20 protein-coding genes and 2 pseudogenes are annotated in these 25,692 nt (G+C 70.9%); 15 read left to right on the forward strand and 7 right to left on the reverse strand.

What is annotated here, in order from left to right:
• The first annotated feature begins 128 nt into the window (after window positions 1–128).
• The 3 genes and pseudogenes from ABZV94_RS01690 to ABZV94_RS01700 all read left to right on the forward strand — a co-directional run.
• Window positions 129–218 (forward strand): potassium-transporting ATPase subunit F, encoded by a 90-nt coding sequence (locus ABZV94_RS01690; RefSeq protein ID WP_356336075.1) that lies wholly within the window; start codon window positions 129–131, stop codon window positions 216–218.
• A gap of 327 nt (window positions 219–545) precedes the next feature.
• A complete protein-coding gene (gene kdpF, locus ABZV94_RS01695; RefSeq protein ID WP_037802756.1) occupies window positions 546–635 on the forward strand; it encodes a K(+)-transporting ATPase subunit F in 90 nt (29 codons plus the stop codon).
• Window positions 636–644: 9 nt separating this feature from the next.
• Window positions 645–1,323: pseudogene (locus tag ABZV94_RS01700) on the forward strand (potassium-transporting ATPase subunit KdpA); the annotation flags it as partial.
• 322 nt (window positions 1,324–1,645) lie between these two features.
• Here ABZV94_RS01700 and ABZV94_RS01705 read toward each other — a convergent pair.
• Complete coding sequence (locus tag ABZV94_RS01705; RefSeq protein ID WP_356336077.1) at window positions 1,646–2,968, reverse strand: amino acid permease; 1,323 nt, start codon at window positions 2,966–2,968, stop codon at window positions 1,646–1,648.
• 896 nt (window positions 2,969–3,864) lie between these two features.
• Between ABZV94_RS01705 and ABZV94_RS01710 the strand changes: the two genes are divergently transcribed.
• From ABZV94_RS01710 to ABZV94_RS01720, 3 genes are all read left to right on the forward strand, one after another.
• On the forward strand, window positions 3,865–4,521 hold the full coding sequence (locus ABZV94_RS01710; protein ID WP_356336079.1) for a hypothetical protein: 657 nt from the start codon (window positions 3,865–3,867) through the stop codon (window positions 4,519–4,521).
• 498 nt (window positions 4,522–5,019) lie between these two features.
• Complete coding sequence (locus tag ABZV94_RS01715; RefSeq protein WP_356336081.1) at window positions 5,020–5,226, forward strand: hypothetical protein; 207 nt, start codon at window positions 5,020–5,022, stop codon at window positions 5,224–5,226.
• Window positions 5,227–5,419: 193 nt separating this feature from the next.
• Window positions 5,420–5,950, forward strand: a complete 531-nt coding sequence (locus ABZV94_RS01720; RefSeq protein ID WP_356336083.1) for a TerD family protein — start codon at window positions 5,420–5,422, stop codon at window positions 5,948–5,950.
• Window positions 5,951–6,826: 876 nt separating this feature from the next.
• Here the strand turns inward: ABZV94_RS01720 and ABZV94_RS01725 are convergent.
• Window positions 6,827–7,240, reverse strand: a complete 414-nt coding sequence (locus ABZV94_RS01725) for an STAS domain-containing protein (RefSeq protein WP_356336084.1) — start codon at window positions 7,238–7,240, stop codon at window positions 6,827–6,829.
• Window positions 7,241–7,416: 176 nt separating this feature from the next.
• On the opposite strand from ABZV94_RS01725, the gene ABZV94_RS01730 reads away from it, so the two are divergent.
• The 4 genes from ABZV94_RS01730 to ABZV94_RS01745 all read left to right on the forward strand — a co-directional run bounded on the left by ABZV94_RS01730 (window position 7,417) and on the right by ABZV94_RS01745 (window position 12,074).
• Window positions 7,417–7,857, forward strand: coding sequence for a pyridoxamine 5'-phosphate oxidase family protein (locus ABZV94_RS01730; protein ID WP_356336086.1), 441 nt, complete (start codon window positions 7,417–7,419; stop codon window positions 7,855–7,857).
• 176 nt (window positions 7,858–8,033) lie between these two features.
• Window positions 8,034–10,295 carry a formate C-acetyltransferase gene (pflB, locus tag ABZV94_RS01735; RefSeq protein WP_356336088.1) on the forward strand — a complete coding sequence of 754 codons (2,262 nt, stop codon included), beginning with the start codon at window positions 8,034–8,036 and terminating at the stop codon, window positions 10,293–10,295.
• A complete protein-coding gene (gene pflA / locus ABZV94_RS01740; RefSeq protein ID WP_356336090.1) occupies window positions 10,292–11,041 on the forward strand; it encodes a pyruvate formate-lyase-activating protein in 750 nt (249 codons plus the stop codon). The genes pflB and pflA overlap by 4 nt, the downstream gene beginning before the upstream one ends.
• Before the next feature lie 115 nt (window positions 11,042–11,156).
• Complete coding sequence (locus tag ABZV94_RS01745) at window positions 11,157–12,074, forward strand: universal stress protein (RefSeq protein WP_356336253.1); 918 nt, start codon at window positions 11,157–11,159, stop codon at window positions 12,072–12,074.
• A gap of 47 nt (window positions 12,075–12,121) precedes the next feature.
• Here ABZV94_RS01745 and ABZV94_RS01750 read toward each other — a convergent pair whose 3' ends face one another.
• The 3 genes from ABZV94_RS01750 to ABZV94_RS01760 all read right to left on the reverse strand — a co-directional run bounded on the left by ABZV94_RS01750 (window position 12,122) and on the right by ABZV94_RS01760 (window position 15,962).
• Entirely contained in the window at window positions 12,122–12,625 is a 504-nt protein-coding gene (locus ABZV94_RS01750; RefSeq protein WP_356336091.1) for a pyridoxamine 5'-phosphate oxidase family protein, read from the reverse strand.
• Window positions 12,626–12,722: 97 nt separating this feature from the next.
• Window positions 12,723–15,410, reverse strand: a complete 2,688-nt coding sequence (gene adhE, locus ABZV94_RS01755; protein WP_356336093.1) for a bifunctional acetaldehyde-CoA/alcohol dehydrogenase — start codon at window positions 15,408–15,410, stop codon at window positions 12,723–12,725.
• A gap of 156 nt (window positions 15,411–15,566) precedes the next feature.
• Complete coding sequence (locus ABZV94_RS01760; protein WP_356336095.1) at window positions 15,567–15,962, reverse strand: hypothetical protein; 396 nt, start codon at window positions 15,960–15,962, stop codon at window positions 15,567–15,569.
• Window positions 15,963–16,247: 285 nt separating this feature from the next.
• On the opposite strand from ABZV94_RS01760, the gene ABZV94_RS01765 reads away from it, so the two are divergent.
• Window positions 16,248–16,940, forward strand: a complete 693-nt coding sequence (locus ABZV94_RS01765; RefSeq protein WP_356336097.1) for a response regulator transcription factor — start codon at window positions 16,248–16,250, stop codon at window positions 16,938–16,940.
• Here the strand turns inward: ABZV94_RS01765 and ABZV94_RS01770 are convergent.
• Complete coding sequence (locus tag ABZV94_RS01770) at window positions 16,934–17,599, reverse strand: CBS domain-containing protein (protein WP_356336099.1); 666 nt, start codon at window positions 17,597–17,599, stop codon at window positions 16,934–16,936. The two genes, ABZV94_RS01765 and ABZV94_RS01770, sit on opposite strands and share 7 nt — an antisense overlap.
• Window positions 17,600–17,631: 32 nt before the next feature.
• Window positions 17,632–18,087, reverse strand: coding sequence for a cyclic nucleotide-binding domain-containing protein (locus ABZV94_RS01775; RefSeq protein ID WP_356336101.1), 456 nt, complete (start codon window positions 18,085–18,087; stop codon window positions 17,632–17,634).
• A gap of 574 nt (window positions 18,088–18,661) precedes the next feature.
• On the opposite strand from ABZV94_RS01775, the gene ABZV94_RS01780 reads away from it, so the two are divergent.
• From ABZV94_RS01780 to ABZV94_RS01795, 4 genes and pseudogenes are all read left to right on the forward strand, one after another.
• Window positions 18,662–19,558, forward strand: coding sequence for a universal stress protein (locus ABZV94_RS01780; RefSeq protein WP_356336103.1), 897 nt, complete (start codon window positions 18,662–18,664; stop codon window positions 19,556–19,558).
• A gap of 16 nt (window positions 19,559–19,574) precedes the next feature.
• Window positions 19,575–22,259 carry a pyruvate, phosphate dikinase gene (ppdK, locus tag ABZV94_RS01785; protein WP_356336105.1) on the forward strand — a complete coding sequence of 895 codons (2,685 nt, stop codon included), beginning with the start codon at window positions 19,575–19,577 and terminating at the stop codon, window positions 22,257–22,259.
• A 672-nt stretch (window positions 22,260–22,931) separates the two neighbouring features.
• Window positions 22,932–23,927: pseudogene (locus ABZV94_RS01790) on the forward strand (nitroreductase).
• Between the two features lie 294 nt (window positions 23,928–24,221).
• A complete protein-coding gene (locus ABZV94_RS01795; RefSeq protein ID WP_356336106.1) occupies window positions 24,222–25,427 on the forward strand; it encodes a globin domain-containing protein in 1,206 nt (401 codons plus the stop codon).
• The last annotated feature ends 265 nt before the right edge of the window (window positions 25,428–25,692 follow it).

Below are 25,692 nucleotides of genomic sequence, written 5' to 3' on the forward strand. Positions count from 1 at the left end.
GACGGTCGCGCGCGTCAGAGTCCTGCCAAAACGTTTGCACGGTGACCGCCGAACCGCTTCCCTGAGGGAATGGTCCCGGCGCGGCACATCACAGAAGGTGGCCGGGGAGCGCGAGGAGCTGAGTATCGGTGAACGCCGCACACATCGTGGGGTTGATCGTCGCGGTCTGCCTGGTCGGATACCTCATCCTGGCGATCAAGTTCCCCGGAAAGTTCTGACGGCCTCGGACGGACCGTCTCCGAGTCCGAGCCCGGAACGACCGCCCGGACCGTGTCACGCTCGGCGCGCTCCGCGAGCGCGCGTCCCATGCCGAGCCATGAAGCGGGCAGGCGACCCGCACCCGTCGGGTCCCGCCGGGTGCCCGTACGGCCGGCCGGTCCAGAGCCCGCAGCGGTCGTAAGAGATCCGTCAAAGCCGCCGGTGCCGGCGTACGGGGGGCGTTAAGAGCAGCGAGAACCAGCCGAGCGGCGTGTTCGCTGGAGGGGGCCGATTGTCTTCGAACCTCATCCAGGAGCTGCTCTCGTCGCCAGGGGGGTGGGCAGGCTGTGACCGCTGAAAACGTCGTGGGACTTGTCGTGGCCGTCGCCCTGCTGGGCTATCTCGTCCTCGCCCTCGTCTTCCCGGAGAGGTTCTGAGCCGCCGACATGAGTTCAGCAACTGCTGACGTGCTCCTGGTGGTTCGCCCTGATCGGCGCGCTCGACCTGGTGCGCCGCCCGCTCGTCGATTACATGGCCGGCGTCTTCCAGTCGAAGAAGCACCTGCGCGTCGAGAAGTGGATATACCGGTGCGTGGGCGCGAGCCCGGACGCCGAGATGCGCTGGCCCGCCTACCTGCGCGGAGTGCTGTTCTTCTCCGCGGTGAGCGTGCTGTTCCTCTACTTGCTCCAGCGGGTGCAGGACAAGCTGCCGCTCTCGCTCGGCTTCAAGCCGATCAGCGCCGACCAGGCGTTCAACACGGCCGCCTCCTTCGTGTCCAACATGAACTGGCAGTCGTACTCGGGCGAGACGGCGATGAGCCATGTCGCCCAGACGATGGGCCTGGCGGTGCAGAACTTCGTCTCCGCGGCCGTCGGTATCGCGGTCGCGGTGGCGCTGGTGCGTGGTTTCGCCCTCCCCCCACGCTCGGCTTCGCTCGCGCGGAGGACCCCCACGCGCCCCGGCGACCTGGGGAACTTCTGGGCCGACCTGGTGCGCGGCACCGTCCGGATCCTGGTACCCCTCTCCGTTGTCGCGGCCGTCGTCCTGATCGCGTGCGGCGCGATCCAGAACTGCGGCGACATCCACACCATCACCACGCTGACTGGCGACAAGCAGGCCATCAGCCCAGTGGGGCTCGGCCTCGCCGTCGCACGAGGCTTCGCCGAGGCCATGGACGGCACCCTCGCCGCTGAAGACACTCCAGGCGGGGGCCTCACCATGGTTCTCGCGGTCCCCGTGGCGGGCCGTTCGCCGCAGGCCCGCGATCTCTCCAGGGCCGTGGTTCCGTAGGCGCACCGGCAGGGCCGACGCCGACGCTCCGCCTGGTGCCGAAACCCGGCCCCGGTACGCCTGCGGGGGGGGGGTGACATATGCGCGGGAGCGCATGGACGCCCCGTGCGGTGGCGCGGCGGCCCCACCCGCCACTTCCTCGGAGACCGTCTCCTGATCAGCCCGCTTCTGCCTGCGCCTCGACGTCCTCGATGCCCGTGGGCCGTGCGGCCCGGTTCCAGCGGACGTACAGGCCGGCGGCGATGAGGAGCGTGGCCACCATCGACAGCACCGGCCAGCCGCGCAGCAGGTTCACCACGAGGGTGAACGCCACAGCCGCAGCGGCGATGCCGTTGACCCAGGCCAGCGAGGTCTTGCCCTCGCCGCGGGCGAAGCGGGTCATGGCGAGCAGGCCCACCAGGAAGCTGACGAAGACGGCGACCGCGTAGAAGAGGACGAGCTCCTGCTCCTGTCCTGCTGCCGCGACGATGATGACCGCGGCGGCCGCCAGGTAGACCACCACGGACCAGTACGGGGTGTGGTGGCGGTTGGTCCGGCCGAGCACCGGCGGCAGCACGCCCGGCTGCTCGGGACTGCCGGCCAGGGCCTTCAGCAGTCCGGGGTCGGCCTGGAATGAGGAGCTGGCGGCGGCGAGCAGCAGCAGCGAGCTGGTGAGCTGGAAGGCGCCGTAGAGCCAGCCCGGTCCGGCTGCGGCGTGGGCGATGTCGGCGATCTGCGTGGAGTCGGCGCCCGGGATGCCGATGTGCAGCTGGACGGCGAGCGCGGTCAGCGCGAACGTGAGGCCGCCGACGATCACCACGAGCAGGGCCAGCGTGCCGCGGCCGAAGCGTCGGCGGTGCGTGTCGTCGAGCTGGCCGAGCTGGGCGATCGCGGTGGACGGCGCCTCGACACCGGTGGCCAGGGCCATGGCGACCGGGAAGGCCAGCACCACGGCGAGCATCGCCGGACGACCAGGATCGTGCGAGGCAACCGCGTGGCCCGTGGTGTGGGGCGCGGCGAAACCGAGCACGAGGACCGCCACGGAAACGGCTACGAAAGCCACCGTCATGACGGCGAACAGCAGTCGCCCACCGTGGCCGAACCAGGTCAGGCCGGCCACCACGAGCAGCAGAACGAGGGCCAGCGGGACGCGGAAGGCCGCCAGGCCCGGGAACAGGGCGATCACCGCACTCGACGCCGCCGCGATCGAGATGCCGATCGTGAGGACGAAGTCGACCACCAGCGCGCCTATCGGCAGGAACGTCCAGCGTGGCCCGAACGCCCGTGCCGCCGCCGCGGCGGCACCGCCGCCCTTGGGGAAGCGGCGCACGAGCTGCCAGTAGTTGGCCGTGACCACGACGACCAGCCCGATCACCAGGCTCATCGTCGGCAGCAACAGCGCCAGGTCCCCGTGCAGCGCCCGCAGCGCCGCCTCGATCGCGTAGGCGACGGAGGACACCGGATCGGCGATCACGGCGAAGGCGAACGCGAAGAAGAGCACGGAACGGCGCGGTGTGCGTCCGTGCGGGGAGACATCGGTCGCCGATGTAACGGCGGATCCAGTGATGGCCGGCACGCGAAGACCTCTCATCGGAGAAACAGGAGGGACCTCGCCGACCAGACTTCCCGGCACACCGGCGTCAACACTACGTCAGGAAGTCAGCAGGGGCGCATCAGCTGGCCGTCAAGGAAACGTCAAAGCGGGCGGCGACCGCGCGGCAACCGGTGCCAACACGGCCGCTGGGTGAATCTCCCCCGAATGGATGTGAACGACGTGATGAGCATCCGCGTGCGGGCCGACACGGCTTGAACAGGCGTTCGACGATCATGTGATACTGCGGCCCTCATCTGTGAGAGGAACCGATTCATGCCGTCGTACTGACGTCTCCTCCTCCCTTGTCTGACCTTGACCGCGGCGCTGACCGTCGTAGGCACTGTGACCCTGTCGCCCGTTGCCGCGGCCACCGCCGGGGTGACCACCGAGCTGCCCGCCCGCACCACGAGTGTGCTGGCCGTCGGCCAGGTGTCCGGCTCCGGGCAGGCGGTCGTCTGGAGCCAGCAGCCGGCCGCCGGAACCCGCGCCCACGGCTGGCTGTCGCAGTCCGGTGGCACCCCGCAGGACCTCGGTGTGCTGGCCGACACCGACGAAAGCGTCCCGGTCGACGCCGTCTCCGTCCAGGACTCCGTCGTGGCCGTCGCCACCTCCGCGAACCCCAACGGCGGCCTCGCCGACCACGTCACCCTGCGCCACCTCGGCAGCGGTGGCAGGAGGAGCTGGCCATCGCCTACGACAGCTCCGGCGCGGCGGGCGACGAGCGGTACCGCGGCCAGGCGGGAGACGGAGTACTCGTCCAGCAGGCGTACTACGACGACGACTCCCAGTACCGGGTCCGCCAGGTGCTGCGCACCTCCGCCGCCGACCGCACCCTGCTGTCCGGTGACGCCCAGTACACGGTGCTGGCGTCGGACGCGCACGGGGCGCTGGTGCTCCGCCGGATCGCACCGTCCTGGGAGCACCGGATCGTCTACGTCGACTTCGCCGACAAGATGGCCGTCACCGTGGCGGAGCCCGACAGCGACGCCCTACCGCAGGGGCTGGAGTTCACGCCCACCCGCGTCGGTGTGGTCGACGGGGCGAAGCTGACGGAGTGGCGGAGGGCGGACCCCTCGGACGGCCCGGTGACCGTCACCCTGCCCACCGACCGGGCCCGGTGGATCAGCGATGACACGCTGGCCTGGTGTGAGTGGAGCGCAGACGGCAACGAGCTGTACGCCATGGCCCGCGACGGCTCCGCCCCGGCCGCCGACCTGAACGGCACGTTCGGTGACATCTCGGTGGGCGACGACGGCCGGATGCGTGCCGCGCTGTACCGTCCGGACGTCGACGCGGCGGTCCGGACCCTACCGGGGGGCGAGTGTCCGCCACCGCCGGGGACGCCGTCACGATCCCCGCCGGTCCGGCCCGGTTGGACGCCCTTGCCCTGTCCCGCGGCACGCTCTACACGGCCGACGACTCCTCCCGCCGTACGGGCGTGTTGCTCTCCTCCCGTCTGACGGTCAGTGCCTCCGGGGCCTCGGCGACCGGGCCGTCGCGGGTCCTGGCCTACTCCGGCGGCACCGTCCACCGGACACTGGCGGCAGTCGGGAACCGGGTGCTGGTGCAGCAGGGCAACGCCTATGAGGTGTACGCGAACGGCACCCGGAACCGGGCTCGTCATCCGACGCGTACGCGTACGGAGCCGTCAGCAGGACGGCGGGCGCTATGGCGGCCGTCGCAGCGGCGAGGGCCGGGGAACGGCGAAGCTTCATGCGAACCTCAGGGCAGGAATGACGGATGCGTCGCAGACTTGATCCACCACAACCGTAAAGAGTTGCCCAAGTCCCCAGGGTTTCCGTGAGTGATGGGAAACACACATGCTGGCGCGGGAGCGTGAAGCCGGCCTCGTCATGCGGGTTCGGTGCTATGAACATCTCCGGCACGCCGTAGGCACCGCCTGGCCGGGGGAGACGGATGCGGGCCCCAGGGCTGCCCGGCGCAAGAGGAGCGGGGACGTGTCAGAGCTGCCACCGGACAAAGGACTCCAGGAGTGCAGTGATCAACTGACCACCTACGGACGAGCGGTCGAGCGCGGCGCCATCCCGCTGCCGTACACCGTGGAAGCCTCGCGCGAGCACTCCTGTGCGCAAGAGTCGCAACCGAGGGAGCCGGCTGAGATCGCGGACGACCTGCGCGAGGCGTGCCGCGAGCTGGGTTCGTAGCCTGCTGTGGAACGGCACCCCGGAGCCCGACGCTCTGAGCGAGGAATCGGTACGGACCGCGCCGGGGACGATCCTGCCGCTGTGTGAGTGCCAGGCATCCGTGGGCCAGAACCGGGCGTGCGTCAAGGTGCCGTCAGGAGCGCATACTTGATCGCAGGGGAAGTCCTGCTGCGGATCCGAGGGGGAGCGGCGAGTGAGCGGTGCGAGCGAGGCGCTTGACAAGGTCGAGGTGCGCCTCAAATGGGATCCGAGCCCGCTGGGGGAAGCGCCCCGGCATCTCGACATCATCGCCGGGACCTACTCGGTGGACGATCCCTACGGGCGACCGGTGTACCTCGTGCACTACGACAGCCGCTCGCCGGACGGAACCATCAACATGGCCCGGCACAGTCAGACGGGTATGGGCTTCGGTTTCGTCGAGGTGATGGTCCTGGAACTCGACCGGCTGGCGTCGGCGTACGGGCGCGTGGTGGTCGGTGTGGCCATCCACCAGAACGGCCGGACCCGCACCTTCAGGGATATCTCAAACGCGGGTGTGGTCGTTGTCCACGGGTACCGACAGTTGATCGTCGACGACTTCGCCCGCGTCGCCGATGCCACGGCCGCGACGGTGGCCGAGTTCACCCGGGACTCCACAGGAGCGTGGGGGATACGCGAGACGATCCGGGGCTTCGACAGCGACCCGGTCCTCTTCACCGCGGAGATGGGCGATCCGCAGCGCTGAACACTGTGCGGCGCTTCTCGAGTGCCGAGCTGGATGCTCAAGGCTTCTCCGGGACAGCCGTTGACCGGGAAACGGCCATCCCTGTGCACGCTCCTCGGCCATGGCTCTGAGCGACGGACACAGGTGGCGCCCAGCCAGACCGCCATGCCCCATCCGGTCACCGTGCCGAGCCTGGTCACAGTAGCCCCGGTGCCGGAGAGCCTCAGTTCCTCACGAACCAGCCAAGCGCCGTAGCCGCGGCCACGGCATACAGGACCTCATCGCGCTTGGTCCCGGCGGCGCGCAGTCCGCCGTGGGAACGTCGGGGCGCTACAGATGTAGGTCGTGGCCTGCGCCGGGGCGGCTCACGGCCGTTACCCCCGGGCGTCGTCGGAGCATGGTCTCGGCCGCCGACGGGGGATACCGGACTGGCCCATGGCTTCGTTCCGGGCTGATGGACACCTACTCCACCCCCACCCTGCTGCGGATGGCCGCCGCCGGCCGGCTGCCAACCGCGCAACTGGTCACCCCCATGTACTCACCTCACCCACTCGAGCAGGTCGGCCGGGGCGCGGCCGACGGGCATCAACCGCGCCGGTGCGGTGGCCGGCACCCGCGTCGCGCCCCCCTGCCCGTCTCGGTCGAGCCGACGATCGCCGCGGTGCTGTTGCTCGGCAACCGGATGAGGTGGCCAGACGACGACCCAGGTCGTCCAGCGGCGGCGCCGCACGCGCGCTCGTCCGTTCCGTCATGGCCGTCTCTCCTCGTCGGTCAGGCCATCGGCACGGCCACTTGCGCGTGCCGCTCCCCGCCGAGCACCACCTTCAGCGCAGCGGTCTCCGGCAAGCGCCCGGCTTCTGCGGTGGCGCTGCCCGCCCGCCGGTGGAAGGAGGCCGGTCATGGCCGGGCGTCTCCCAGTCGTTGCGGCAGTGGGGGCCTGTCCGGTACAGCAGCCAGGGCTCCGGGCAGGTGGTCGTGCATCTCGAACACGCCATCCAGCCCCGCACCACGGAGAATGCGGAGAATCTGCTTACTTCGGTTGCTTTCCGTGACCAGGCGCAGTCGACCGTGCCGTTCCGTGACCCTGTTCCGCGCCCGGCACAGCACCCCCAGACCGGCGCAGTCGATGAAGGACACGCCGCGCAGGTCCACCACGAGGTCGGGAAGACCGACGGCCGTCAGATCGTCCAGGCGCGTCCCGAGAGACGGTGCCGTGAGGATGTCGATCTCACCGCGCAGCTCCACGACGGTTGTCCCGCCGACGGCACGCTCGGTGTGGCGGGGCGCGGATGTGATGAGCGTTTTGGCCATGGTCACAGCAAATCCGGGCTCATGGGCGCGCCGGAAGGGCCGTCCGGCCCCCCTTCGCCGCCACGTTTCCCCGGGCCGTTTTCCGGTCAGGGTCGGGACGCGTGGCCCTCATCAGAGGCCGTCGGCGGGCTCAGCATGGAGCGTGATTCCCCACCGGGTGAAAGACGGGCTGACTCATGAATCCGAACGATGGTTTCCGTGAACTCGGTCGTCAGGAGTGCCTGCGCCTGCTGGCGACGGCTCCCATCGGCCGCGTCGTCTACACGCGCCAGGCGCTGCCCGCGGTCGTTCCGGTCACCTTCGGCCTGGACGCCGGCGGAGCGGTGCTGCTGCGTACGTCGGCGGCCTCCGAGCTGGCCCGGGCGGTCGACGGAGCGGTCGTCGCCTTCGAGGCGGACGCGGCCGACGCGGACACGCACTCCGGCTGGAGCGTTGTCGTGACCGGCCGTGCCGAGGTCGTGACGGATCCGGCCGATGCGGCACGCCTGGAGCGGATCGGCCCCCGCCCCTGGGCTCCCTCGCCCGACGAGGTCTTCGTGCGCATCGAGCCGGAACTGGTCACCGGACGCCACCTCGTCGGGGGCCGCACGATGTACGGCCTGCACCGCCTCGTCTGACCGCCGGGCATCCCGCGTCCGCGACCCGGACCGAACGGCCCAACGGTGGGGGCCGGACGGCGCGGTGACGGGTTCTCGCAGGCCCTGCCCAGCGCCGGGGCACGCGAGGAGCATCGTCAGCGGAGCCGCTCACGGAACCGTCCGTGTGCGGTGTCGCGAACGATGCGGAGGCAGTGATGACCGTGGCAACCCGTCCAGACGTGGACGCGCCCGCCGAGCCCTGGCGTGGATTCACCGGCCGGCGCTGGCGAGAGAGGATGGATGTACGCGACTTCATCCAGGCCAACTACACGCCGTACGACGGCGGCCCGGAGTTCCTGACCGGTCCGACCGAGCGCACGCTCGCCGTCTGGCACAAGGTCAGCGCCCTGCTCGCCGAGGAGCGCCGCAAGGGCATCCTCGACGTGGACACCGCCATCCCGTCGACGATCACCTCGCACGCCCCCGGCTACATCGACAGGGAGCGTGAGCTGATCGTCGGGCTGCAGACCGACGCCCCGCTGAAGCGCGCGATCATGCCGAACGGCGGGCTGCGCATGGTCGAGAACGGTCTGAAGGCGTACGGCTACGAGCCCGACCCGTTCGTGACCAAGGTCTTCGGCACGTACCGCAAGACCCACAACGACGGCGTCTTCGACGCGTACACCCCTGAGATGCGGGCCGCCCGCAAGGCCGGCGTCATCACCGGGCTTCCGGACGCCTACGGCCGGGGCCGGATCATCGGCGACTACCGGCGCGTCGCCCTGTACGGAACCGACCGGCTGATCGGGGCCAAGCGGGCCGAGCGGGTCCTGCTGGACAGCCGCCCTTCCTCCCCTGAGGTCATCCGTGACCGCGAGGAACTCGCCGAACAGATAAGGGCGTTGGGCGAGCTCGCCCGCATGGCCGCCTCCTACGGCTGTGACGTCACCCGTCCCGCGTCCACCGCCCATGAGGCCGTGCAGTGGCTCTACCTCGGTTTCCTGGCCGCCGTGAAGGAGCAGAACGGCGCCGCGATGTCACTGGGGCGCACCTCGACCTTCCTGGACGTCTACCTCCAACGCGACCTGGACGGCGGCCGCATCGACGAGGCCCAGGCACAGGAGCTGATCGACGACTTCGTCATCAAGCTGCGGATCGTACGCTTCCTGCGCACCCCCGAATACGACCAGCTCTTCTCCGGCGACCCGACGTGGGTGACCGAGTCGATCGGCGGCATCGGCACCGACGACCGCACACTGGTCACCCGCACCTCCTTCCGCTTCCTGCAGACGCTCTACAACCTGGGACCCGCACCCGAGCCGAACCTCACGGTGCTGTGGTCGTCGCGGCTGCCCGAAGGCTTCAAGCGGTTCTGCGCGCAGGTCTCGATCGACACGAGCTCCATCCAGTACGAGTCCGACGACCTGATGCGCCCGCGCACCGGTGACGACACCGCGATCGCCTGCTGCGTGTCGGCGATGGCGGTGGGCAGGCAGATGCAGTTCTTCGGAGCGCGGGTCAACCTCGCCAAGGCGCTGCTGTACGCGATCAACGGCGGCCGGGACGAGATGACCGGTGAGCAGGTCGCACCGGAGACACCCCGGCTCCAGGGCGAGTACCTGGACTACGAGGAACTGTCGGCCGCGTACGACCGGACGCTGGACTGGCTGGCGAGGACGTACGTCGACACGCTCAATGTCATCCATTACATGCACGACAAGTACGCCTACGAGCGCATCGAGATGGCTCTGCACAACCATCCCGTGCACCGCTACATGGCGTGCGGTATCGCCGGTCTGTCGGTGGCCGTGGACAGCCTGTCGGCGGTCAGGTACGCCCGGGTGAAGGTGATCCGGGACGAGACCGGGCTCGCCGTGGACTACCAGGTCGAGGGCGAGTACCCGGCGTACGGCAACAACGACGACCGCGTCGACGGCCTCGCGGCCGACCTGGTGGCGGCCTTCATGGCCAAGGTGCGCAGGCACCCCACCTACCGCGACGCCGAGCACACCCAGTCGGTGCTGACGATCACCTCGAACGTGGTGTACGGCAAGCACACCGGCAACACCCCCGACGGACGGCGCGCGGGGCAGCCGTTCGCCCCCGGGGCCAACCCGATGAACGGCCGGGACCGGCACGGAGTCGTCGCGTCCGCCCTCTCCGTGGCGAAGCTGCCCTACGAGGAGGCCCGCGACGGCATCTCCCTGACCACGACCGTCACCCCCGAGGGACTCGGCCACGACCCCGCGGAGCGCGCCGGGAACCTCGTCGGCATCCTCGACGGGTACATGACCTCCGGTGGTTTCCACATGAACGTCAACGTACTGAACCGCGCGACGCTCGAGGACGCCATGGAACACCCGGAGAAGTACCCCGAACTGGCCATCCGGGTCTCCGGCTACGCGGTCAACTTCGTCCGACTCACGCGTGAACAGCAACTCGACGTGATCAGCCGCACTTTCCACGGGTCGCTGTGAACTCCACGGCGGCGTCGGCGGTCACCGGCCGGGTGCACTCCTGGGACCTGTCCACCGGCGTGGACGGTCCCGGGACCCGGTTCGTCCTGTTCGTCAGCGGCTGCCCGTTGCGCTGCCTGTACTGCGCCAATCCGGACACCTGGCACCTGCGTGACGGGCGGGAGACCTCGGTGGACGAGGTCATGGGAGAGATCGAGAAGTACCGGGATTTCCTGACCACCGCGGGGGGAGGGGTGACCGTCACCGGAGGGGAGCCGCTGCTCCAGCCGGCGTTCACCGGCTCCCTGCTGCACCGCTGCAAGGAGACCGGACTGCACACGGCGCTGGACACCTCCGGCTTCCTGGGCGAGCGTGCCTCCGGCCGACTCCTCGCCGACACGGACCTGGTGCTGTTGGACATCAAGTCGTTCGACGTCACCACCTACCGAAAGCTCACCGGCGGCCGGCTGGCTCCCACGCTCAGCTTCGCCACCCGCCTGGACCGGCTGGGCGTCCCCGTCCACATCCGCTACGTCCTCGTCCCCGGCTGGACCGACGACCCGCCCGCGGTGGACGGTCTCGGCGCCTTCCTGGGCCGGCTGAGCAACGTCGACCGGGTGGACGTCCTGCCGTTCCACAAACTCGGCGCCCACAAGTACGACGCCCTCGGACTCGACTTCCCGCTGCGCGACACGCCCGTCCCCGGCCGGGAGCTGACCGAACGCGTGCGCGAGCAGTTCCGGGAGCACGGGCTGCGGGCGTGGTGAAGGGGCCGGCCTCCGTCGTACGTGGGCCGCCCGGTCCCCGCACAGGGACCTGCGGCCACTCCTGCCCCACGCGCGCGGCCTCGACACTGATGTCGTGCATTCCAAGGAGGCCGAGATGTCCCGCACCGTCACCGCAGGCCTGAACGGGTCGCCGGAGAGCCTGAGCGCCGCCGAATGGGCGGCCGGGGAAGCCCTGCTCCGTGACGCCCCACTGCGCCTGGTCCACGCCGTCGGCCCGGAACCGTACACGTACGCGGACCCGGGCGGGGTGCCCCAGCCGCCCCTCGGCCCGGACGAGGGGGCGCGCTGGGCGGACCACATGCTTCGCGAGGCCGAGGCGACGATCGCGCGGCGCCACCCGGGCCTGCGGATCACCACCCACCGTGTCACCGAGGAACCCGTGCCCGCCCTGCTCGGGGCGGCGGGGGAATCCGACCTGCTGGTGCTGGGTTCCCCCGGCCTGGGCGGTGTGGGCGGGTTCCTGGGCGGATCCGTCGTCCGGGCGGTCGTCGCCGGCAGCCGACGTCCTGTCGTCCTCGTGCGGGGCGGCCTGCGCCCGGAGGACGAACACCGGCCGGGCGCGGCCGGACCCGGGGCCGCACCGTTCCGCGACGTCGTCCTGGGTCTCAACTCCGCCGCTTTGGACGACACCGTGGTCGGGTTCGCCTGCGAAGCGGCCTCGCAGCGTGCCACGGGGCTGCGCGTCGTGCTCGGCCGGAGCCCGGAACTGCCCTACTACGACAGCGGCGGCGACCTCAACGCCGAACTGCACGACGAACTCACCGGCGAGATGCGGCGTGGGCTGACGGAGGCACTGGAGCCCTGGCGGCAGGAGTTCCCCGGTGTCGAGGTCACGGAGCAGGCCGTGATCGGCAGGCCAGGCTCCCACCTGGTGGAAGCGTCGCGCGACGCTTCCCTGGTCGTGATCGGTCACCGTCGGCGCCGGACACCCATCGGCGCGTCGACCGGCCCGGTCACCCACGCGGTGCTGCACCACGCCACCGCACCGGTCGCGGTGGTCCCGCACGACTGACAGACGACCCGGTGGCAGGGCCGGCTTCGGTTGCGGTCGGACCGCCCTCAGGCGTCGTCGGACCCGCCCTCCGCGGTGAGCCGCACGCCGGTCACCAGCTCCGGACGGATGCGCACCGCGTAGTCCATGGTGTGGTGTACCCAGGGGCTGAGCAGTGCCTGGTAGCGGGCCAGTTCCTCCGCGTCGGTCACCAGGTGCGCGTAACCGGTGACCACCACGCTCCATCCGAGGTGCGTGTCGGGATCGATGGCGTCGGCCTCGTAGGCGACCACGACGCCCTGACCGCCGGCCTGCCCGACGCGTGCGGTCAGGGCCGCGCCCTCGTGGGTGCGGATGACGATGTCGCCGTTGTCCAGGACGTGGTTGACCGGGCGGACGGTCGGCAGCGCGTGACGGGTGAAGACGATCCGTCCGAAGGACACACCGCCCAGCAGCCGCAGGGCTTCGTCGCTGTCCAGCTCGACGCTCCGGCGCGGCCCGGCCGGGCCCTGCCGAGCGAGGCGACCGCGCGGCCTGTGGCCGTGGTCACGGCCGGTGTGCCGGTACGGCATCTGCGTCGTCCCTCCACGTCCTGGTGGTGCCTGTCCGCGGCACCGGGCTCGGAACCGCGGACAGCCGGTCAGGCCATTGGAACGGCACCGGAGCGCTTCACGCCAGGGCCGTTCGGCCCTGGTCCGCATCGGGTCGGCCCTGCGCAGGCCCGTAGTAGGCCGTGCGCATGATCTCCTGCATGTCCGCGAGCATCGGCATGCGCGGGTTCGCCGGCGCGCACTGGTCCTCGAAGGCGTTCAGCGCCTGCTGCGGCAGGGCGTCCAGGAACATGCGCTCATCGATGCCGAGGGCCTGGAACGACGGCTCGATGCCCACCGCGTCGCGCAGCCGCTCCACCGCACGGGCCAGCGACTCCACGCCCTCCCGCGGGGTGGAGGCGGGCAGGCCGAGGGCGCGGGCGATGTCCTGGAAGCGTTCGGGAGCGCGATAGTCCTCGTACTTGGGCCAGCCCGTGAGCTTCGTGGGGACGGTGCCGTTGTAGCGGATCACGTGCGGCAGCAGGACCGCGTTGGTGCGGCCGTGGGCGACGTGGAAGGTGGCGCCGAGGGTGTGCGACATGGCGTGGACTATGCCGAGGAACGCGTTCCCGAAGGCCATGCCGGCGATCGTGCCGGCGTTGTGCATCTTCTCCCGCGCGTCGGGCCGGTCCCTGCGGTCGTTCACCGCCGCCTCGATGTTGGCGAAGATCAGCCGGATCGCGTGCAGGGCCAGGCCGTCGGTGAAGTCGTTGGCATAGACGGACACATACGCCTCGACGGCGTGGGTGAGGGCGTCGAAACCGCTGTCGGCCGCCAGCGCCCCGGGCAGGTCCGCGGTCAGCAGCGGGTCCACGATGGCCACGCTCGGGGTGAGCGCGTAGTCGGCGAGCGGGTACTTCTTGCCGCTGGCGGGGTCGGAGATCACCGCGAAGGGGGTGACCTCCGCGCCGGTGCCGGAGGTGGTGGGCACGCACACCAGGCGGGCCCGGGTACCGAGGACCGGGAAACGGAACGCGCGCTTGCGGATGTCGGAGAACTTCTGCCGCATGTCGGCGAAGTCGATGTCCGGGTGCTCGTACAGCAGCCACATCACCTTGGCGGCGTCCATCGGTGAGCCGCCCCCGAGCGCGATGATGGTGTCCGGCCGGAAGTCCCGCATGAGCTGGGCGCCGCGTTGGACGGAGTCGATGCTCGGCTCCGGCTCGACGTTGTCGATGACCTGGAGGGTGACCGGTTCGTGGCGCCGCCGCAGGACGTGGCTGACGCGGTCGACGAAGCCGAGCCGGGTCATGGTGGCGTCGGTGACGACCGTGACGCGGTGGACGTCCGGCATGGACGACAGGTAGCGCAGGGACTGCGGCTCGAAGTAGATCTTCGGCGGGATCTTGAACCATTGCAGGTTGTTGCGGCGGGCGCTGACCCGCTTGATGTTCAGCAACTGGACGGCGGAGACGTTGTCCGACACGGAGGTGTGCCCCCAGGAGCCGCAGCCCAGGGTGAGCGACGGCAGCAGGTTGTTGTAGAGGCCGCCGATGGCTCCCTGGGACGACGGGGCGTTGACGATGACCCGTACGGTCTTCATGCGCCGGCCGTATGCCTCCGCGAGCGCCGGGTCCTCGGTGTGGATGACCGCGGTGTGGCCCTGGCCATGGAAGGCGACCATGTCGGCGGCGAGGCCGAACCCGTGCTGCGCGGAGCCGGCGCGCAGCACGGCGAGCACCGGGCAGAGCTTCTCCCGGGTCAGCGGCTCGTCCGGGCCCACCCGGTCGGCCTCGACGAGGATCAGCGAGGTGTCGTCCGGGACGGTGAAGCCCGCCTGGCCGGCGATCCATGCCGGACTCTGACCGACGGCCTCCGCGTTGACCCTGGGCTCGCAGCCCGCGCCGGCCCGGCCGGCCGGGAACAGGAAGGCCTCCAGCTTCGCCTTCTCCTCGACGGTCGCCACGTGAGCGTGCAGGGTGCGGAACTCGGCCAGTGCCGTGTCGTAGACGTCGTCGTCCAGGATGACGGCCTGTTCGGAGGCGCAGATCATGCCGTTGTCGAAGGACTTCGACAGCACCAGGTCGTTGACGGCCCGGCGCAGCTTCGCGCTCTTGTGCACGTAAGCCGGCACGTTCCCCGCACCGACCCCCAGCGCGGGCTTGCCCGCCGAGTAGGCGGCCCTGACCATGGCGTTGCCGCCCGTGGCGAGGATCAGCGAGACGCCGGGGTGGCGCATCAGGAGGCCGGTCGCCTCCATCGACGGGCTCTCGATCCACTGCACGCAGTGCTCCGGCGCGCCGGCGGCGACGGCCGCGTCCCGTACGATCCGGGCCGCCTCCGCGCTGCACCGCTGGGCCGAGGGGTGGAAGGCGAACACGATCGGGTTGCGCGTCTTCAGCGCCATGAGTGCCTTGAAGACGGTGGTGGAGGTCGGGTTGGTGACCGGTGTGATCGCGCAGACCACGCCGACCGGCTCGGCCACCTCGATCATGTCCTCGGTGTCGTCGCGGGCGACGACACCGACGGTCTTCATCGGGCCCATGCTGTGCGTGACGTGCTCGCACGCGAACATGTTCTTGGCCGCCTTGTCCTCGAGGACCCCGCGTCCGGTCTCCTCCACGGCGAGCCGGGCCAGCTCCGTGTGCTGGTCCAGGGCGGCGACCGACGCCTTCTTGACGATGTGGTCGACCTGTTCCTGGGTGAGGGCGTCGTAGTCGGCGAGCGCCTTGAGGCCCTTCGTGACCAGCCGGTCCACGCCGAGGGTGAGGTCGCTCGGTGCCTCGGCAACTGCTGTCGCCTGCGTTGCGGACTCATGACGGGTCATGGGGGAGCGCCTTCGTTGAGAGAGCCGCCGGCGGTGGCCGGCGGAGTGCGGATGTGAGCGGCACCGCGGGGGATCGGTGCCGCTCACGTCTTCACTCTGGTCGCGCCCGATCCCCGTTCCCAGGTGCCGATGGTCCCTCCCCGGGACTGACCGGCACTACCCTCGGCCGCTGTCGGCGCCGCCACCGCGCCACGGAGGCGGGGTGGCGGTCCTGCGGGGTTCCTCCCTGCGGTGCAGGGCACCGTTCATCTTGCCGCGCAGCCGGTCCTGCAGCCGGTCCGCCAGTTCGTGTGCCGTGGCCTCCTGGGCGTGCAGGATCAGGAGGGCGTTCCCTACGACGAGCTCGGCACCGGCGGACCAGGGCCGCCCGGCGTGGTGCGCCACCGCCCTGCAGAGCCTCACCGTACCGCTCACGGGCGGGAGCCCGGGCCGGCTGAGGACGGCTTCGACCTTCTCCCGGAGGTATGCGGCGGCTTCCTCCGGCACATCGCCTTCCACACGCACCTCGACGACGGTGCCGGCCGCCGGGGCGCCGGTGTTCTCGGCAGTCATGCGCTTCACTCCTTCTGATCGTTTCACAGCGGCTCCAGACTTCTGGGAGCACGGGTCCCGGCCCAGGGCTCTCAGGCCCCTGCGGCAGGGCCGAAGGACCTTCGCGACGGCGAGCGTTTCGTTCCGGGCGGCAGCGGTATCCGATGACCGCGGGACATCATGGGGGGAAGACAGGGCCGATCGGCCCTGTCCGTTCGGCCCGGACACGGGAAGGATCTCGGTACGTAGGACCGGTCCGTTCACGAGCGGACATCGGTACGCACCGTGGAACCAGGGAGCAGTTTGATGGCGGACAGCGAGCAGCCCGGCAGCGAGAAGCCGATCCGGGTCTTCCTACTGGACGACCACGAGGTCGTGCGGCGCGGGGTGGGCGACCTGCTGAACGACGAGCCGGACATCGAGGTGATCGGTGAGGCCGGCACGGTGGAGCAGGCACTGGTGCGGGTCCCCGCCCTGCGCCCGCAGGTGGCGGTGCTCGACGTGCGCCTGCCCGACGGGGACGGGGTGACCGTGTGCCGCGAACTGCGCTCTCGCATGCCGGAGCTGGCCTGCCTCATGCTGACCTCCTTCGACGACGAGGAGGCACTGCTCGACTCCATCATGGCGGGCGCCTCCGGATACGTCCTGAAGCAGATCCAGGGCTCGGACCTCGTGTCCGCCGTGCGCACCGTGGCCGGCGGACAGTCCCTGCTCGATGCCAGTGCCACCACCAAGCTGATGGCCCGGCTGCGCGGTGGCCCCCAAGAGGAGGAGCGACCGGACGGACTGCAGGGCCTGACCGAGCGGGAGCGGGAGATCCTGGCCCTGATCGGCGAGGGTCTGACTAACCGCCAGATCGGAGAGCGGTTGTACCTGGCCGAGAAGACGGTGAAGAACCACATCTCCCGTCTGCTGGCGAAGCTCGGAGTGGAGCGCCGTATCCAGGCGGCCGTCATCGCCACGCAGGTGCAGGACCGGCAGCGGCAGGAAGGTCACTGAGGCGCGGCAGGCCTGCCGGAGCCCGTCAGCTCGAACTCCACGTCCACGACACCCTCGACACCCCGGACCAGGCGCGCGGCCACGGGGACCAGGGCTGTGTCCCGGGCGTGGCCGATGACTTTGACGACACCGTTGCGCACCTCGATCCGTACGTCTGACACCGGCGCCGGGAAGAGGTCCGCCACGACCTGCTTCCGGACCTCGACGGCGATCTCCTCGTCCGGCCGGAGGAAGATCTTCAACAGGTCCGCACGGCTGACGATGCCCTGCAGCATGCCCGTGTCGTCCACGACGGGCAGGCGCTTGACCCTCGCGTGAGCCATGGTCCGTGCGGCCTGGGAGAGTGTCGCGTTCGCGTGGACGGTGAGGGCGGGGCAGGTCATGAGGTCCTCGGCGGTGAGACCGCCGGCCTTGGCCAGGTCGGTGAGGTGCCGCAGCTGTGCGGCCCGGTCGAGGTCGCTGTCGCGGAACTCCTCCTTGGGCAGAAGGTCCGCCTCGGAGACGACGCCGACCACGCGGCCCTCACCCTCGAGGACGGGCAGGGCGCTGACCTGCCAGTCCTGCATGAGCCGCACGATCTCCTTGAAGGCGGCCCGTCGGCCGACGGCGGCGACCGTGTGGGACATCACGTCACTGACGATGTACGGGGTGCCGGGCACGGTGACTCCTTTCTCGTCCGCGGCCGGCCCGCTCACACGGCGCTCCCGGCACCGTAGGGGGCGTAGAGGTCCAGGAGCCGGACCCTGGTGGTGCGCAGGCGGTGGGCCAGTACGTCGCCGGCCCACCGGGTGATGGCCTGGCCGAACGCCGGGTCGTCCTGGCAGAGGAAGCGGACGGCCGGGGCGTCGAACTCGTAAGCCCGTACCGGTGTCGACGCAGTTGCGCCCAGGTGCCAGACATTCGGGGCGAACAGCCAGGAGACACCGACGAGTTCGTTGTGGCCGAGGACCTCGACGACCGCGCGGCGGCGGCCGGGTACGTGGGTGTCGAGCTCGATGGAGCCGGTGCGGATGATCCAGAACCGGTCCGCGCGTGCGCCTTCGTTGAAGATGCGCGTCCCCTGCGCGAAGGCCACCTCCCGGGCGAGACTCATGAGCCGTCGCTGGTACTCGGTGGGCAGCGCGCGCAGCATGCTGGGGGTGTTCATGGCCGGCCTCCCGGTAAGGGTCGCGGACTGACACCACCAGCGTGCGGCGCCGGCTCGGACGGGACGAGGGGCCACAAGGGCCGGCGCAGGGCCGTCCGGCCCAACAACCCGTGGCACCGACAACGGCCGCCGCCCCCGTGTCGGCGAGGGCGGCGGCCGTGGCGCGAGGATCGTGCCTCCCCCACACGAGATCCCCGCGGAGGTCCTCGGCGCCGTCGAGGGCAGGAACGAACGGCCGGGCTGGCGACACGGTGGCGGACCCTGGTCGGACCCGGTACGGAGGGGGCGAGGCGGGTCGGGCCACGCCGTGGACCGAACGTCCCATGTCCAGCGGCCGAGTCCGCGGGAGACACTACGGCCTGCTCGGTCGGGGCAGGCCACGATGACTCGGCTCACGACGATCGCCTCCCTGGCACACGGGTGACCCGTTCCCACGCCACCTACCGTGCCGGCCACCCCAGCAGCGGCGCAGGGGCCGAACGGACCTGCCGGAGCCCGTGCGGCCCCTACCCGGCAGGGTCACCTCCGAAGACGCTGGCACTACCCGGCAGAACAAGCACAGGAGGTGCGCACCATGCTGTCGCCCGTCATCGCCGCAGTGGACGGATCAGCCGAGAGCCTCGCCGCCGCCGAGTGGGCCGCCCGTGAGGCCGTGCGCCGTGACCGACCGCTGCGACTGGTGCACGCCTGGAACTGGCATCCCCGCCAGACGGAGGGCGAGCCGGCGAACGCCGCGCAGCGGCATCTGGCGCGCCGGGCCCTGCGGCACGCGGAGGAGCGCGTCGGCGGCGCCGTACCCGGCGTGCACCTCACCGACGAGCAGGTCGAGGGCCCGGCGACCGCGGCCTTGGTGAAGGCCGCCGCGCAGGCCGAACTGCTGGTCCTGGGCTCGCGCGGGCTGAGCGGCTTCACCGGAGTTCTCGCCGGCTTCGTCGCCCAAGGGGTGGTCGCCAAGGCCACCCGCCCCGTGGTCCTCGTACGGACAGGGGAGGAGGACGAGCACGTTCCCGCCGGCAACGGCGGCCCGTCCATCCGGACCGGTCACCGCGACGTAGTGCTCGGCATCGACCTCGCCGATGCCTGCGACGAGGTGATCGAGTTCGCGTTCGAGGAAGCCAAGTTGCGGCGGGCTCGGCTGCGCGTTCTGTATGCCTGGCAGCCGCCCTCCGCGATCAGCCTCGGCCCCGGGGACATCGCTCTGGTCAACGATCCGCAGCGGGCCGAGGAATGGCAGGGATTCCTGCACGCGGTGCTGGCGGTGTGGCGGGACAAGTACCCCGGCACCGAGGTCCTGGAGACCGTCGTAGAAGGCAGGGCCTCCACCGCACTGGTCCGGGCCGCATCCGCGGCGAGCCTCCTCGTCGTCGGCCGGCGCCTGTCCGATCGGCCGACGCTTCCGCGCATCGGCCCCGTCACCCACGCCGCCATCCACCACGTCGGCTGCCCGCTGGCCGTCGTGCCCCACGAATGAGAGACCGGAGAGCGCGATGAGCACACCCACGACGTACGTGTACGCCTTCGCCGAGGGCAGCCGGGAGATGGCCGGCCTGCTCGGCGGCAAGGGAGCCGGCCTGGCCGAGATGACCCGACTCGGACTGCCCGTGCCGCCGGGCTTCACCGTCACCACCGAAGCCTGCAAGGCCTATCTCGCCACGGGCCAGGAGCCGCCCGAACTCGGCATCGAGGAGGCCCGCGCCCTCGCCGACCTGGAACGGACCATGGGCCGCACGCTCGGGGCGCCCGACGACCCGCTCCTGGTCTCCGTACGCTCCGGCGCCCGCTTCTCCATGCCCGGCATGATGGAGACCATCCTCGACATCGGCCTCAACGACGAGTCCGTGGCCGGTCTCGCCAAGGCGTCCGGACAGGAGCGGTTCGCCTGGGACTCCTACCGGCGCCTCATCCAGATGTTCGGCCACACGGTGATGGGTGTGGACGGTGATCTGTTCGAACAGGCCATCGCCGCGCACGAGGCACAGCGCGGGACGCGCCACGACCGTGACCTCGACGTGGGAGAACTCGCCCTCCTCACCGAGGAGTTCAAAGCGATCATCCGCCGGGAGACGGGTGCGGACTTCCCTCAGGAACCCGCCGAACAGCTCCGGCGCGCCATCCGTGCCGTCTTCCACTCCTGGAACGGCGAACGCGCCCGTGTCTACCGCCGTCGCGAGCACATCCCCGACGATCTCGGCACCGCCGTCAACGTCCAGGCCATGGTGTTCGGCAACCTCGGCCCCGACTCCGGTACCGGCGTCGCCTTCACCCGCGACCCCGCCACCGGCGCGCGCGGCATGTACGGCGACTACCTGCCCGACGCACAGGGCGAGGATGTCGTCTCCGGAGTCCGCGACGCCGTGCCCCTGAGCGAGCTGAAGGTCCTCGATCCCCGCTCGTACACCGAGCTCGCGGACCACCTGCGTACGCTGGAGAACCACTACCGGGATCTGTGCGACGTGGAGTTCACCGTGGAGCGGGGCCGGTTGTGGATCCTGCAGACACGGGTCGGCAAGCGTACCGCCGAGGCCGCCTTCCGTATCGCCCACGATCTGCGGGAGGAAGCGCGCATCACGGCCGACGAGGCGCTGGCCCGCGTGGACGGCGCCGAGCTGACCCGGCTGCTGTTCCCCCGTTTCGACACCACCCCCGCCGATGTGCCCCTCGCGCGCGGCGTGCCGGCCTCACCGGGCGCGGCGGTAGGGGTCGCCGTCTTCGACTCCGCCGAGGCCCAGCGGCGCGCTGCTGCCGGAGAGAAGACGATCCTCGTACGACGTGAGACGACCCCCGACGACCTGCCCGGAATGATCGCGGCTCAGGCCGTCCTCACCAGCCGGGGCGGCAAGACCAGCCACGCCGCCGTCGTCGCACGCGGCATGGGCAAGGTGTGCGTGTGCGGGACGGAGTCGCTGACCGTCGACCCGGTCGCCCGCCGCCTGACCACGGACACGGGAGTCGTCGTGCGCGAGGGCGACACCCTCTCCGTCGACGGAACGGCCGGGACCGTGCACCTCGGCTCCCTGCCGCTCACCGCCTCCGACGTCGGTCGCACGCTGGAGAACGGTGAGAGCACCGGCCCGCTGACCGAGGCGGTCCTGGCAGCCCTCGCCCACGCGGACGGCGTCCGCCGCCTGGAGGTCCGGGCCAACGCCGACACGCCCGAGGACGCGGCACGCGCTCGCAGGCTGGGAGCCCAGGGCATCGGCCTGTGCCGGACCGAGCACATGTTCCTCGGCGACCGCAGGACACTGGTCGAGACGATGATCCTCGCCCGTGACGTCACGACCCGCGAGGAGGCTCTCGCCGCTCTGCTCCCGCCGCAACGCGAGGACTTCACCGGCATCCTCGCAGCCATGGACGGGCTGCCGGTGACCATCCGGCTCATCGACCCGCCGCTGCACGAGTTCCTGCCCGATCGCACCGCGCTGACCGTTCGCCTGGCGAGCGCCCCCCACCCGGACGACCACGACCGCGAACTGCTCGACGCGGTCGAGCGCCTGCACGAGCAGAACCCCATGCTGGGCCTGCGCGGGGTGCGGCTCGGACTGGCCGTTCCCGGACTCATGGCCATGCAGGTCCGCGCGATCGCCGAGGCCGTCGTCCACCGGCTGCGCGAGGGTGGCCGGCCGTGCGCCGAGATCATGATTCCGCTCGTCGGAGCGGTCGAGGAACTTCGGCTGGCCCGGACGGAAGCGGAACGCGTGCTCGCCGAAGTCGCGGCGGAGACGGGTGAGTTCCTCAACCTCCCGATCGGCACGATGATCGAGCTGCCCCGTGCGGCCCTCACCGCCGGCCGCATCGCCGAAGCCGCCGACTTCTTCTCCTTCGGCACCAACGACCTGACCCAGACGACCTGGGGTCTGTCCCGCGACGACGCCGAAGCGTCCTTCCTCCCCCTGTACCTGGAGAAGAGCGTCCTCCAGGTGTCCCCCTTCGAGACGATCGACCAGGACGGCGTCGGCAGGCTCGTACAACTCGCCGCAGAAGAGGGCCGCCTGGCCAGTCCCGGCTTGCAGACCGGGGTGTGCGGAGAGCACGGGGGCGACCCGGAGTCCATCCACTTCTTCCACCGGGCCGGTCTCGACTACGTCTCCTGCTCACCCTTCCGCATACCGGCCGCCCGGCTGGAGGCCGGACGAGCAGCGCTCACGGACACCGAAACCAGCGACAGCCGGTGACGGTCACCTCCGAAGCGGTGGCCGGGGCCGCCCGGTGCCGGTGCGAAGAGGGGCCGTTGGACCCCTATCCGGCCCGGGCCCCCCGGACGATCATGAGGCGGCGGCCGGGAAGAGCCGGACCGTCGCGGTACTCCTGCTCGCCCGCGAAGAGCGGTGGACACCTTCCGGCACGGCGGTGGCCGGTACCACCCTCACCGTGTGTCTTCGGGCACGCGCGGCCGTACAGTGCCGCCGCGAGAGGCAACAGACCGCGCGCGAGTGGGTGGCGCTCGGCCATGTCCGGCAACCACCGGACAGCGGAGGTGCCCGGTACGTCGTCGCTGTGCTCATCGGTGTCGCCCTGGTGGCCGCCGCGTCCGTGACCGTCCTCGGGGCGGTTGCGCAGAGTGAGCGCGGCCTGGACTGGTGGGCGGTTGCCGCCGTGCCCTTCGCGGTGCTGGGGCTGTTTCTCACCCTCGCGGCAGGGTACGGGCGGGCACTCCGACGCCACAGCCTTGCCTCAAGTGGTCGACGACCGTGACGAGGCGCGGGAGTGGGGCCATGCCCCGACCGCCTCCTGCCCACCGGGACGATGCGGCGCACGGCGTTCCTCCGCCGGCGTCGGACGTGTGCCCGTGGCGCCTGGGTACCCGCCACCTGAACCGAGGGCGCGTGCTGTGTCAGGAGGACGCGATGGACGCTGGGCACGTGGACGCGAAGACCGCCGCCGCGCTGGTCGCCGAGGCCGTGTTCGCCCCTTCCATGCACAATGCGCAGCCATGGCGCTTCCGCTTCCTCAGAAGTGAGGGTGCCCTGATGCTGCTGGCCGATCCCGACCGGGCCATGCCCCGCTCCAACCCAGGGAACCGGGCTTTGCACATCGGCTGTGGAGCGGCGTTGTTCAATCTCCGTGTCGGCGCGGCCCATACCGGACTCACCCCGGTGGTGCGGCTGCTGCCGGATCCCGCGCAGCCCTTGCTGCTCGCAGCTGTGCAACTGGCCGAGGTCCGACGCCCCACGCCGGACCAGGACGACGTCGCACGTCTGCACCCGGCGATCCGCGAGCGGCACACCAGCCGGTACCCCTTCGCCGACAAGGACATTCCAGAGGATGTCAGGACCGCATTGCGCAGAGCAGCCGATCTGGAGGGCGCCGACCTGCTGTTCCCCGGGCCCTGACACATGGAAACCGTCCTGGACCTGGTTCACGACGCCGAGAGTCGCGACGCACTGAACCCCGAGGGCATGGAGGATCTCCAGCACTGGACTCGGCTCGGCCCGGAAGCGGACGTCGCCACCGACGGTGTCCCGGAGTACGCGTTCGGACCCCGGATGCGGGACGGCAAGGCTCCGCTACGCGACTTCGCCGGTCGTCGCCCGGTGGCCGACCGAGGCTCCACCGCGTTCGAGAAGAACCCGCACCTGGCGCTGCTCAGCACACCCGGAGACGGCCCTGTCGACTGGCTGCGCGCGGGTCAGGCACTGGAACGCGTCCTGCTGAAGGCGACGCTGACCGGGCTCGCCACCTCCCTGACCTCCCACGCTCTGGAGAACCCGGATCTGCGCCTGCTGGCCCGGGAACCGGTGGCCGGCCGGGGACATGTACAGATGGTGTTGCGCCTGGGCTATGGGCCCCAGGGCCCCGCCACGCCCCGCCGCCCCGTTCGTGACGTCCTCGACGTGGTCTAGGCGTCGAGACGGGAAAGCTGCGCGCCTGAGTGCCGGGGCCGCGATGCACCCCGTCCACGCACGGTTCACCCGCGACCGCCATGTCCCCGGCTCGTGGGAGGGCAGGCGGGCGTTTTCATGCGGGCATCCACTCACTTGGTGCCGGGCCGACGGTCCCGGTCACCCGGGGCGGTTCGGCCCTGGTGCCGGTGACGGCCGGACCGGATGATCGATCCGCCGGCCGGACCGCACGACGGCTCCCGGCTGTGGCGGTGCACGCCGCCCCTCCACCCACTCGCATCCAAGGGGAGTTCCATGCTTTCGCCCGAGTCGGCCGCTGTCGTCCGTGCCACCCTGCCCGCCGTCGGCGGCGCCCTGGACGAGATCACCGCCCGCTTCTACGGCACCATGTTCTCCGAACAGCCCGAACTCATGGACGGCCTGTTCAACCGCGGGAACCAGGCCAGAGGCGAGCAGCGTCAGGCCCTGGCCGGATCGATCGCGAGCTTCGCCCAGGCCCTGCTGGCCCACCCGGACGCCCGCCCCGATGCCCTGCTTGCCCGGATCGCCCACAAACACGCCGCGCTCGGCGTCACGGAGGACCAGTACACGATCGTCCACAAGTACCTCTTCCGCGCCATCGGCGACGTACTCGGGGAGGCGGTGACGCCGGAGGTGGCCGCCGCCTGGGACGAGGTCTACTGGCTGATGGCCGGCGCGCTCATCGCCCGGGAGGCCCGCCTCTACCAGAAAGCACGGGTGGACCCGCGCAAGCCGTGGCGGCAGTGGACCGTGATCGAGCGGCGCGAGGAGACCCCGGACGTGGTCTCCTTCCTGCTGCGCCCGGCCGACGGCGGTGTCGTGCCCGAGGCGCGTGCCGGCCAGTACGTCAGCGTGCGGGCGCTCATGCCCGACGGCATCCACCAGACCCGTCAGTACAGCCTGTCCAACGCTCCCGGCGACCGCCTGCGGCGCATCACCGTCAAGCGGGTGGCGAGCGTCGCGGATGCCCCGGAGGGCGAGGTCTCCAGCCAGTTGCACCGCACCGTCCGGGCCGGCGACGAGCTCACCCTGTCCGCTCCGTTCGGTGACGTGGTCCTCGACGACGCCGACACCCCGCTGCTGCTGGTCTCCGCCGGCATCGGCTGCACTCCGATGGTCGGCATGCTGGAACATCTCGCCGCCACCGGCTCGACCCGGCCGGTACGGGTCCTGCACGCCGACCGCACTCCAGCCGGTCACGCGCTGCGCGCCGACATCCTGCGTCTGGTCGGCCACCTGCACGACGCCAAGGCGGAGTTCTGGTACGAAGAGAACGCGACCGAGCAACCCGGCTCCCACGTCGGCCTGATGGACCTCGACGGCCTGGACGTGCCCTGCGGCGCCGATGTCTACCTGTGCGGCTCGCTCCCCTTCATGCGTGCCGTCCGCACCCAGCTCCTCCAGGCCGGCGTCCCGGCGCGCAGCATCCGCTACGAGGTCTTCGGCCCCGACCTGTGGCTCGCCCACGCGGAGGGCTGAGGGCATACGCCAGTGTCGGACGCGGTGGGCATGGTCGGCCTCCCCGACCGTGCCTTGCCTCCCCGAGGGCGCCTTGGCGGCAACGCGCGCCGCGCCAACGGGCCGGGATCCCTCGGCCCGGACGAACGGCCATGGCTCGTCGGCACGGCCGTGAAAGCATCTTCGTACGTCGTCCCACTCGCCAACACCCTGTGCCACGCGGGCCCAGCCGGTAGTGAGCCGTGCGGCAGCCGTGCCGGTCACGAGACCGGCGTACACCGCGACT

Source organism: Streptomyces sp. NPDC004658, assembly GCF_040609555.1.
GTDB lineage: Bacteria > Actinomycetota > Actinomycetes > Streptomycetales > Streptomycetaceae > Streptomyces.